General features: G+C 69.5%; 8 protein-coding genes and 2 pseudogenes. 5 read left to right on the forward strand and 5 right to left on the reverse strand.

Annotated features, from left to right (window positions below):
- Window positions 1-83: 83 nt before the first annotated feature.
- Window positions 84-1,100, forward strand: a pseudogene (locus ACZ38L_RS36500) (IS256 family transposase); the annotation flags it as partial.
- A gap of 35 nt (window positions 1,101-1,135) precedes the next feature.
- Here the strand turns inward: ACZ38L_RS36500 and ACZ38L_RS36505 are convergent.
- Window positions 1,136-2,071, reverse strand: coding sequence for a MerR family transcriptional regulator (locus tag ACZ38L_RS36505; protein ID WP_465701844.1), 936 nt, complete (start codon window positions 2,069-2,071; stop codon window positions 1,136-1,138).
- A 109-nt stretch (window positions 2,072-2,180) separates the two neighbouring features.
- Between ACZ38L_RS36505 and ACZ38L_RS36510 the strand changes: the two are divergent.
- The 3 genes and pseudogenes from ACZ38L_RS36510 to ACZ38L_RS36520 form a co-directional block, all read left to right on the forward strand.
- Window positions 2,181-2,585, forward strand: a pseudogene (locus tag ACZ38L_RS36510) (ISL3 family transposase); the annotation flags it as partial.
- A 513-nt stretch (window positions 2,586-3,098) separates the two neighbouring features.
- Window positions 3,099-4,352 (forward strand): IS256 family transposase, encoded by a 1,254-nt coding sequence (locus ACZ38L_RS36515; protein ID WP_465701846.1) that lies wholly within the window; start codon window positions 3,099-3,101, stop codon window positions 4,350-4,352.
- A 5-nt stretch (window positions 4,353-4,357) separates the two neighbouring features.
- A complete protein-coding gene (locus tag ACZ38L_RS36520) occupies window positions 4,358-4,798 on the forward strand; it encodes a HEAT repeat domain-containing protein (RefSeq protein WP_465701858.1) in 441 nt (146 codons plus the stop codon).
- Window positions 4,799-5,044: 246 nt separating this feature from the next.
- On the opposite strand, the gene ACZ38L_RS36525 is transcribed toward ACZ38L_RS36520, so the two are convergent.
- The 3 genes from ACZ38L_RS36525 to ACZ38L_RS36535 all read right to left on the reverse strand — a co-directional run bounded on the left by ACZ38L_RS36525 (window position 5,045) and on the right by ACZ38L_RS36535 (window position 9,232).
- Window positions 5,045-6,640, reverse strand: a complete 1,596-nt coding sequence (locus ACZ38L_RS36525) for an FAD-dependent monooxygenase (protein ID WP_465701848.1) — start codon at window positions 6,638-6,640, stop codon at window positions 5,045-5,047.
- Window positions 6,641-7,024: 384 nt separating this feature from the next.
- Window positions 7,025-8,482 carry a dihydrolipoyl dehydrogenase family protein gene (locus ACZ38L_RS36530; RefSeq protein WP_465701850.1) on the reverse strand — a complete coding sequence of 486 codons (1,458 nt, stop codon included), beginning with the start codon at window positions 8,480-8,482 and terminating at the stop codon, window positions 7,025-7,027.
- Between the two features lie 243 nt (window positions 8,483-8,725).
- Entirely contained in the window at window positions 8,726-9,232 is a 507-nt protein-coding gene (locus ACZ38L_RS36535) for a VOC family protein (RefSeq protein ID WP_465701852.1), read from the reverse strand.
- Window positions 9,233-9,330: 98 nt separating this feature from the next.
- Between ACZ38L_RS36535 and ACZ38L_RS36540 the strand changes: the two genes are divergently transcribed.
- Complete coding sequence (locus tag ACZ38L_RS36540) at window positions 9,331-9,954, forward strand: TetR/AcrR family transcriptional regulator (RefSeq protein ID WP_465701854.1); 624 nt, start codon at window positions 9,331-9,333, stop codon at window positions 9,952-9,954.
- Window positions 9,955-10,177: 223 nt separating this feature from the next.
- Here the strand turns inward: ACZ38L_RS36540 and ACZ38L_RS36545 are convergent, their stop codons facing one another.
- On the reverse strand, window positions 10,178-10,618 hold the full coding sequence (locus ACZ38L_RS36545) for a hypothetical protein (RefSeq protein WP_465701856.1): 441 nt from the start codon (window positions 10,616-10,618) through the stop codon (window positions 10,178-10,180).
- Window positions 10,619-10,943: the final 325 nt, after the last annotated feature.

The following is a 10,943-nucleotide window of genomic DNA, read 5'->3' on the forward strand; positions in this document are numbered from 1 at the left end:
AATGCAGTACCGCCCCGACCTTCTCAACGGCTTCATCCGCGAGACCGGCCTGATCCTCACCTCGCCCTGACGTCACCCCGAGCCGCAAGCCTCAGAAGCGCGTCGATGAGGCCACCGGCGAGCGCAAGCGGTTCTCCTCGGCGATCCTGCCGCCCTGGTGCCGCAGGTCCCCGAAGATCGCCGAGGTGCTGCCCCTGCTTTACCTGCACGGCCTGTCCTCGGGCGACTTCGTCCCGGCAATGGAGCAGTTCCTCGGCTCCTCGGCCGGGCTGTCCCCGGCCACGGTGACCCGGCTGACCGCCCAGTGGCAGGCCGACCACGCCACCTTCCAGGAACGAGACCTCTCCGGCACCGACTACGTCTACGTCTGGGTCGACGGCATCCACCTGCGCATACGCCTGGACGAGGCCAAGGCCGCCGTCCTGGTCGTCATCGGGGTCCGCGCGGACGGCACCAAGGAACTGGTCGCGATGACCGATGGCTACCGGGAGTCCTCGGAGTCCTGGGCCGCACTGCTGCGGGACTGCGCGAGACGGGGCATGCACGCTCCTGTCCTCGCGGTCGGCGACGGCGCGCTCGGATTCTGGAAGGCCTTGCGTGAGGTCTACCCCGATACCCGCGAGCAGAGGTGCTGGGTTCACAAAACGGCCAACGTCCTTGACGCCATGCCGAAGTCAACCCAGCCGGCAGCGAAGAAGGCGATCCAGGACATCTACAACGCTGAGGACCGCGACCACGCCGAGCGGGCCATCAAGACGTTCGCCAAGCTCTACGGGGCCAAGTTCCCCAAGGCCGTCAAGAAGATCACCGACGACCAGGACGTCCTGCTGGCCTTCTACGACTACCCGGCCGAGCACTGGATCCACCTGCGCACAACCAACCCGATCGAGTCGACCTTCGCCACCGTCCGCCTTCGCACGAAGGTCACCAAGGGCGCCGGCTCCCGCGCCGCCGCCCTCGCCATGGTGTTCAAGCTCGTCGAGTCCGCCCAGGCCCGCTGGCGGGCCGTCAACGGCGCCCACCTCGTCCCCTTGGTCCGCGCCGGCGCCCGCTTCGAGCACGGGCTGCTGGTCGAACCCGACCAGACGAAGGCGGCATGACCGGGCAGGCCACGCCGCGTCGCCCGACCGACCCGCTACGCCGGTATCCGGGCGCCCAAGGCCTGGATGAACCAGTCGAACGCCGGCGCCAGGCTTTCCGGCGCCGACCAGCCGTTGATCACTGCGAGCAGCTGAAGGTACCGCTCCCTGCGCGGGTCGTTCGCGGTCTCCAGCCGGGTCAACAATCGGCGCCGAAGGTCGACGTCGTCGGGGCGACCCAAGGCGTGCGCGTACTGAGCCATGACCGCCGCGATGACCCGTTCGGCCTGGGGTGAGCCCGGGGCGATGCCGGCTACCAGGGCGGGGTCGACCTGGTCAAGGACCGCTGCGGCGGGGTCGCGGCGCAGGCGTGTGGTGCTGCCCTGGGCGCGATCGGCCACATAGTGCTCGGCCATGCGCCGCATGCAGGCGCGGAAGTCCGGGTCCTGGGCCAGCTCGGCCAGCTCGACCCACGCCTCGACCTGCTCGGCCTCGGGGTTGTCGGGCAGTTCGGGAGTCATCGAGCGCGTGATCCCCGCGAATTCGGGGCTGGCGTCCAGGCCGCCGAAGGCAGTGTCGAGGAAATCGTCGACCAGACGTCGGCGTTCGTCCTCGGAGAGCTTGGCCAGCTTGTGCATGAGATCCATCTCCTCAGGGGTGGACCCGCGCTTGGCCACCGCCGTCAGCACCGCGCGCCGCAGGCGCAGCATCCGGATCTGCACCGCCAGTGCTTCGGCGTGCGCCGCGGCGACCTCGGGCAGCGAGATCTCGCGGTCCACGACCTTCCGGATGGTGGGGAGGTCCAGTCCCAGGCCGCGCAGTGTCCGCACGAGGTCCAAACGTGCGACGGCGTCGAGGTCGTAAAGGCGGTAACCGGCCGGGCTACGGTCAGTCGGCGGCACGATCCCGCAGTCGGAGTAGAACCGAATGGCCTTGACCGTCAGACCGGTCCGCCGGGCCAGATCACCGATCGAGTAGAGCGCGCCGTCCATGCCCTCACCCTCGCACCTCCCCCTACCGGAGACTCAAGCCCATCCGCCTGCCAGCAGCAAACCATCCCTCATCCACAGGTCTTGACAATTCCTCCTCACCCGGCAACGGGCCAAGCTGTCGCTGATCCAGACTGCCAACAAGCCGCTCTACCGCGCCTACCTACTCAAGGAGCAACTGCGGCAGGTGTTCGCGCCCGGCGGCGCGGAGCGCGTACAGCTGCTGGACGCCTGGCTCGCCTGGGCCTCCCGCAGCAAGCTCAAGCCCTTCGTCCGGCTCGCCCGCACAATCCGGGCCCGCCGCCAGGACATCGCCAACGCGCTGACGCACCGGCTCACCAACGCCCGGGTGGAATCGATGAACGCCAAGATCCGCCTGCTCATCCGCCGGGCCTACGGCTTCCGCAGTGTCCAGGCCCTACGCGCCATGATCCTGCTCTGCCTGGCCGGTTACGCCCGACCCCTGCCCGGCCGAGCACAACCGAGCCCCATCAAGACCCACAGAAGAGAGCGATGAGCCCTTTTTAGGGTGATGGGACCATGGTTTTCGTCCCTCGTCGGCCGCCGGAACGCCGTGGCCGGCGGGATCCGCTCCTTCAGGAGCAGAGAGACATCCCCGACTGTGGCCACTACCCCGCCGAGGAAGCCCCGGAGGCGACGCTGTCCGCGCTGACCGCGGTCCTGTCCCCCGTACCCAGGACGGGCGGACCTGACAGTCACCCCCACGACTCCAGGTGCCGGAACCCAGCGGTCAATGCAAGCCCCCGGTACGGCCAGGTGGCCGACACCGTCGACGACCTGGCCACCACCCAGAGGTCCCGATTCCGGCGAAGTCGACCGCCGCCCGCTTGGACGACGCCAGCCCCCGACACGCGTCCGCGTCCCGCCCGTGCACCGGCACGTGGGAGCAATGCTCAGGACTTGTGGATCGGTTCCGGGAAGGCACGCGGAGGGCGTACCTTCCCGAATGATCCTGTGATGGTCACCGAGTAGGCCCGCGTTCGCAGCGCGGGTCGGGAAGGCACGCCCAGTGCTCAGCGTAGTCACCGCCGACGGTTCCACCGAGTCCGGTTCCCTGATCGACGAGATCGTGCGCGAGGGCGCCCGGCGCATGCTCGCCGCCGCACTGGAGGCCGAAGTCAACCAGTACATAGCTGAGTTGGCTGCCGAGACGGACGGAGCCGGCCGCCGTCTGGTGGTCCGCAACGGCCACCACCGACCGCGCACGGTGGTCACCGCGGCCGGCCCGGTCGAAGTCACCGCGCCACGGGTGAACGACCGCCGCGTCGACGAGGAGACCGGCGAGCGCAAGCGGTTCTCCTCGAAGATCCTGCCGCCGTGGTGCCGCAAGTCGCCGAAGATCTCCGAGGTGCTGCCGCTGCTCTACCTGCACGGACTGTCGTCCGGCGACTTCGTACCCGCGCTGGAGCAGTTCCTCGGCGGCGCGGCCGGCCTGTCACCGGCCACGGTGACCCGGCTGACGAAGCAGTGGAGCGACGACCACGCCGCCTTCCAGGCCCGCGACCTGTCGGACCGCGACTTCGTCTACGTGTGGGCCGACGGTGTGCACCCGAAGGTGCGGCTCGGGCAGGCGCACTCGTGCGTCCTGGTCCTGCTGGGAGTCCGACTGGACGGCACGAAGGAGCTGATCGCGCTCGCGGAGGGACTGCGCGAATCCACCGAGTCGTGGGCCGACCTGCTGCGCGACTGCCGCCGCCGCGGCATGCGCGACCCCGAACTGGTCATCGGCGACGGCGCGATGGGCCTGTGGAAGGCTTTGGCCGAGGTATTCCCGGCCACCCGCCATCAGCGGTGCTGGGTCCACAAGGCCCGCAATGTCTCGAACGCCCTGCCGAAGTCCGCACAGCCGGGCGCGACCAAGGCGATGCAGGAGATCTACAACGCCGAGGACCGCGCGCACGCCGAGCGGGCGATCGAGGCGTTCGCCAGGACCTACGGCGCCAAGTGGCCCAAGGCGGTGGCAAAACTCACAGAGGACCGCGAGGAGCTGCTGGCGTTCTACGACTTCCCGGCGGAGCACTGGATCCACCTACGGACCACGAACCCCATCGAGTCCACATTCTCCACCGTCAAGCTCCGCACCAAGGTCACCCGCGGTGCCGGCAGCCCCGCCGCCGCGCTCGCGATGGTGTTCAAGCTGGTCGAGTCCGCCCAGGGCCGGTGGCGCGCTATCACCGGCGCCCACCTGGTGCCACTGGTCCGCGCGGGGGCCCGGTTTGAGAACGGCGTTCTGGTCGAGCGGCCCAAGGCGGCTGCCGCGTGAAGGACATGTTCGCGGCTCTTGAGGCGCTGACCGACCGCGATCCGGACCGGCGAGACGTCGCCGCTGCGGTACTCGGGGACCTCCTGCGCGGCACCGCGCTCGACGGCGACGCCGCGCACCTGCTCGTCGGACGCCTCGTCAGCCTGGCCGTCAATGAACCAGTGACCAAGGTCCGTGAGTCCGCCCTGAACTCGATCGGCGAGGCGTTCAACCACCACAGCCTGCCCCTGGATCTTGTCGAGCCGTTGGCCCCGGCCATGTCCAAGATGACGCCCGAACTCCTCGCGCTCGCCCTCTACATCCTCGGTGCCACCCAGGACCCGCAGGCCAGCCCACTGATCGAGCCCTTCCTCCGCCACCCCGACCCGGACGTTCGTGAGGAAGCCCGCCTCGCAACAGACGAGATCACCGCATCCGACCCGGAAGGCCGCATCCACAGGTCTTGACTATTGCTCGGCACGTGGCGGACGTCGGCCGTCTCCACCACCGACCGGTGATCCTCCCGGGTGACGGAGTCCCACAAGGTCACCGCCAGACGGGACAGGACCAGCGTGGCGGCGGTGAGCCCGGGCCACAGCGCGCCCATGACGATCGGCCCCGTGCCTGCCCGGTACGCCGAGGCCTGCGACACGTCCTTCAGGGCCCCTCTCGTTCCGGGGCCTTTCCTGGGACGCAACAGCCCTCACCTCCGATCAGTGGCTGGCCGAAAAGACCTCGTGCTTCGACACCGCGGAATCTGCGGCAGGGATGACCTCCTCCCCCGTGAGTCCGGCTCCAGCGGGGGCGCCGGCACTGCGTTGGGTCGCCTGCACCTGATTCCCCGTGGTCGAACGTGGTGCGGAAAGTCCGCCCGTGTTGTAGCCGGCCGAGGCGACATGACCGTCCGGGCGCACCAGAACGGAGTCCACCCCGTCCCACCCGTGGTTCATCGCCATGGCGCGTGCTCTGGCGACGTGAAGACGGTCCGCACCTCCGGCGAACGTCACCGCGGCGGCGAAGTGATGCGCGGATGCCTTATCCGCGAAGTGGAGGAGAGTGAAACGGCCGTCATCCATGAGCGAATAGAGGCTCGGTGCGGTCGCCCCGTCGAGGTCCACGTCGGGAACGCGGGTTCCCACGAGAGGGTCACCGTCCCCGGCTGGATAGACGACATCCAGGCCCGAGACCTGGCCGGCCAATTCCTTGTTGACTTCGGGGTGTCTGGAAAGGATCCTGCTCAGGGTGGTGCGCAATGCCCGGATGTCCGGAGTGTGGACGGCGCCCAGGGCCGTCTGGGCCTGGGTGTTCTCCAAAAGGGACGCACCCACGGGGTGTCGTTCCTCGTGGTAGGTGTCCAACAGATCGGCCGAGGCGCGGCCGTGGCAGACCGAGGCGAGTTTCCAGCCGAGGTTGAAGGCGTCCTGCAGGCCGACGTTGAGTCCTTGCCCGCCGAAGGGCATGTGCATGTGGGCGGCGTCCCCGGCGAGGAGGACGCGCCCCTTGCGGTACTGGGCGGCCTGTCTCGCGGCATTGCCGTAGCGGGACAGCCAGCGGGGCTTGCGCAGCCCGAAATCCGTGCCGGCCACGGCCATTACGGCCGTGCGGAGCTCTTCCAACGTGAACGGCTGGGAGGACGGAACGTGCACGAAATCCTGGTAGGTTCCCACGATCCGGTGGTAGCCGTCTCCGAGCGCGAAGATGTTGATGCCGCCGTGCTCGTTGCTGTAGGGCCGGGACGCCGCGGGCTGCGGCAGATCGAGCCACACATCTCCGAGGAATCCCGTCACCGTGGTCGAGCTGCCACGGAAGTCGATACCCGCGGAGGACCGTACGGTACTGCCGGCACCGTCGCAACCGACCACCCAGGCTGTCCGCAGGGTGTACGGCCCGTCGGGGCCCTCCACGTCGACCTCGACGCCATCCGTGTCCTGGCGGACTCCGAGCACACCGTGCCGCCAGCTGATTTCACCTCCCAGTTCCCGCAGCCTTTCCTCCAGTAACTGTTCGGTGCGGCGCTGGGGGATGATCAGCGCGTACGGGAATCGGCTGTCGAGCAGGGACAGGTCCAGCCTGGTCTGTACTCCCCCGTACCCGGCGACAGGCAATGGGGAGCCCTCACGGGTGAACCGCTCCGCGATGCCCCGCATGGCGAGGACCTCCAGGCTGCGCGCATGGAGTGCGAGCGCCTTGGAATACGGGCTGCGCTCCGCAGCTCGCTCGAGGACTCTGACGGGCACTCCCGCCAACCGCAGCTCGGCCGCCAGCAGCAATCCGGTCGGTCCTGCCCCCACCACCACTACCTCATCCACGCGGCGTCTCCTCTCGTTCCACTGCTGAAGGGGCTGCGGCAGGCCTCGCCGGACTGCTGGCAGATACCGGGGACCTCTTGGTTCCGGCACTCCCTCAGTGAACAGCAACGGCACTCAAATTGTTGATAGCACGGCTGGTTGTGGGTGTGTTGCAGGACCACAGCCCGTGAAGTCGCTCACGACCCGTCAGCGTTTCGTGAGCGCGTTTCGACTGCCGAGCCGTTCGCGACAACTCAGGGAACGGGAAGGTTGCAGCACGACCGGCGCCCGGCGGGGCGTTTCACGGCCGAAAACCTGTGGAACGCCGCGTCGTCGATTCACGCCGCCCTGAACCTCCGGACTCGCCACCCGAGCCTCGAAGAGGCGGGCTCGTTCCCGCCCGTCTCAGGTGTGGTCGCGGTGGTAGGCGGTGAGGAGGAAGAGCCAGATCTCGCTGACCGTCGGGAAGCAGGCGACAGCGTGTCTGAGCCGTTTGAGGGGGATCTCGCCGGCGACCGCGACGGTCGCCGAGTGCAGCAGCTCGCTGACTCCGGGGCCGACGAAGGTCACCCCGAGCAGAACCTCCCGGTCGAGATCGACCACCATCCGCGCGTGGCCGCCGTAGTTGTCGGCGTACAGGTTGGCGCCCTGGACGGCGTTGAAGTCGAGGTCGACGGTCCTGACGCGGTGGCCGGCCTGGGTCGCCTGCTCGGCGGTCAGACCCACGGAGGCCGCCTCGGGATCGGTGAAGAAGACCTGGGGCACGGCGTGTTGGTCGGCGGTGGTGGCGTGGTCCCCCCATGGGCCGTCGTCCACGGGGAGGCCTGCGGCGCGGGCGCCGATGGCGTCGCCGGCGGTCCGTGCCTGGTACTTGCCCTGGTGGGTGAGCAGGGCCCGGTGGTTGACGTCGCCGACGGCGTACAGCCATGCGCCGTCGACCCCCTGGACCAGGCACGTGGTATCCACCTCCAGCCATCTGCCGGGAGTGAGGCCGACCGTGTCCAGGCCGATGTCGTCAGTGCTGGGGGTCCGGCCGGTGGCGAACATGATCTCGTCGACCTGCAGGTCGGTGCCGTCGTCGAGGGTGAGGGTGACGGGCCCTCCGGGGTCCGGGCGGCGCATGGTGGTGACCTGGGTGCCGATCCGCACGTCCACGCCAGCCTCGGTGAGGTTGCGCGCGACGAGCTCGCCCGCGAAGGGTTCCATACGGGGAATCAGGCGGCGGCGGGCGAGCAGGGTGACCTGGGAGCCCAGGCCCTGCCAGAGGGTGGCCATCTCGATGGCGACTCCGCCGCCTCCGACGACGGCGAGCCGGCCGGGGACCGTGCTGGAGTCGGTGCCGTCCCGGTTCGTCCAGGGCCGGGCCTCCTGGATGCCGGGGATGTCGGGCAGCAGCGGTCGACTGCCGGTGGCGATGGCCACCGCGTGCCGGGCGGTGAGGACGAGGCGTGCGCCGTCGTCCCTGGTGACCGTGACGCGGTGGGGGCCGTCGATGCGGCCGTGGCCACGGAACAGGTCGGCGCCGATGGACTTCACCCACTCGGCCTGCCCGGAGTCGTCCCAGTCGGTGACGTAGTGGTTGCGGCGGGCGAAGACCCGGCCGGTGTCGAGCCGGCCGGTGACGGCCTGCCGGGTACCGTCCACCCGGCGGGCGTCGGAGAGGGCGATGACCGGCCGCAGCAGGGCCTTGCTGGGGACGCAGGCCCAGTAGGAACACTCGCCACCGACCAGTTCACGTTCCACGACGGCGACGGTGAGGCCGGCGGCGCGGGCGTGGTCGGCGACGTTCTGGCCGACCGGGCCGGCACCCAGCACGACCACGTCGTAGGCGCTGCTCTCCCGGTTCTCGCGTGCTTCGTTCATTGCTCCCTCGCGTCTGGTCGGGGCCGACGGGGCGACATCCCCAGCTCATGTAACCGGGCGGGGCACGTACGGCCGCCGTACCCCGGCCGTACGAGTCACCAACAGCGGCCATCCGTGCCCCTTGTGGCCGCACGCACGCCGTGGCCGGCCTCGACTTCTACCGGCGGCAGCGGGCGGTGGCCTGTGGGGTGTGGGGTGTCGTGGCCGGGCGGGTGCTGCCGTGCGGTGCGGGTGCGTTGGGCGTCAGTACGCGTCCGGGCGGGCCATGAGAGCCGGGTTGAGCCAGGCGCTGTCGATGTCGGCCTGGTCCGGGTGCATCTCGACCCGGTCGAAGCCGCCGACCGGGTCGGTGTAGAGGCGCACGGCGCAGCCGTCCGGCGTGCTCAGCTCGAGCAGCTGCCCGATGTAGCCGTTGATCACCGGCGAGTGTGCGATGCCGACGGTGTCCAGGTGTGCGGCCCAGGCCTCGAGCCCGGCGCGGTCGGCCACACCGAAGGTCACCGGGTCGTAGCCGGCCAAGGCCCGCGCGGCGGTGGGCGCCAGCCGCAGTTCCACCGGCGTCGTCAGCCCGGGCAGCATCACGATCACGGCGTAGAGCCGCCCTTGCTGGTCCCGGTGGTCCTGTGCGGCCACCCGTCGAGCGCCGAACGCGGATTCGAACCAGGCCAGGCTCGCGGACAGGTCGCTGACCGGGAATTTGAGGTGGTGCACGCCGGTCAGTGCGGGGGGCGTGGTGGCGGACTCCTTCATGACGACCTCTCAAAGAGAACCGATCGTTTTCGTTGAGAGCATAGCCCGACCCATAACCAAGAGCAAACGATCGTTTCCCTTTGGGGTAGACTCGGCGCATGCCGCGCATCTCGGAGGAGACCCGAACCCGCCGCCGTCGCCACGTCCTGACCAGCGCATGGAGCTGTTTCTCCCGCGACGGTTTCCACGCCACCTCAATGGACAAGATCATCGAGGCCGCCGGGATGTCGTCGAGTGCGGTCTACCGGTACTTCCGCAGCAAGGACGAGCTCATCGACGCCACCGTCGACGAAGCCCTCGCGTTGACCGAGGAGATGTTCACGCAGTTGCTGGCGGCCGACCCCGTGCCGAGCCCGGCTCGGACCCTGGAGCTGCTCACGAACACGGTGCACCGCCGTGGCGAGAACGCGGACTACGACCTGTCCCAGCTGGCCATGCAGGCCTGGACCGAAGCGCTGCGCCGCCCACACCTGCGCGAACGCACGGCCCGCTACTACCGCACGGCGCGTGAGCACTTCGGTGAACTCGCCCGCCACTGGCAGCAGGCCGGCCATATCGCGCCGGACGCGGACCCCGAAGCCATCGCCGCCCTACTGACCACACTCATGCCGGGCATCATCGTCGGCGAGCACTTGGTCGACGGCGTCTCCGGCACCCAACTGCTCGCCGGAATCAGCGCGTTCAGGGTACCCCGGACGCACGGGTCGCACGGCAACGGGTGACGGGCAGTCAGCGGTGGCGCGTTTCGGTTCGGTCTCACGGTCGCCCGCCGGAGCCGTCACCACCCCCCTGCGACGCACGCCCTCGAGCCCGAGTCGGAGCGACGGGCGCGGGAGAAGCCCGGCGGCACGTCGAAGCTCCGCAGGGCACATCGAGCGTACGCCGGCCGGTCAGGGTTGACCGCCGGCGTACGCCCTGATCCGTCGCAGCTCGCCGTCGTTGACGTCATCGATGGATGTCAACTCGCGGGACGAGAGGCCACTGCGGGTGGTGGGACTCGTGAAGGTCAGCCAGGGCCAGGCTGAAGGAGCCGCCTCCCGAGATGGCGCGTACGCCGGTGAGGAAGCGGGTACAGGGGGCTGTCCGGCCGGGCGCACACACGGGCGCCGGGGTGTTCCGGTTGGTGGTGGTGCCGTCACCCAGCTGACCGAAGTTGTTGAGCCCCCAGGCGAAGACGGCGCCGTCCCTGCTGAGTGCCAGGTTGTGGCCACCGCCTGCCGCGACGGCCGCCACGCCGGCGAGGAACTGGGTACAGGGGGCCGTCCGACCGGGCGCGCACACCGGCACCGGCGTGTTCCGGTCGGTGTTGGTGCCGTCCCCCAGCTGGCCGAAGCCGTTGTCTCCCCAGGCGAGGACGGTGCTGACTGGCCTACCGCCGTCCGCCACGGCGGTCTGCCATGCGCCGGGGGGAGAAGCCGAAGGCCATCAGGGCCGCCACGGCAACGGCGGTGACCCGTCTGCGTGGCGGTCTGACAAAGCATGCAAAGCCATGATCAGCCCTTTCTGACAACTGAATGCGTGTGGACCTCAGACCCGAATCCGCAGGTAGTGGCCGACGGCTGGTCAGTTGATCTCTGTGCTGGCCGTTGGCGCCGTTGCGGTGTGTCTGGGTAGGTGGACGGCCCGGCTGTCGTGCCGGGTGGGCGGCTTTCCAGGGCGGTTACGGTGGTGCGGGCCCAGTGGGGACGGTGGTCAGGCGGCCGGCAGGTGA

The sequence above is a fragment of the Kitasatospora sp. NPDC024654 genome (assembly GCF_055559155.1).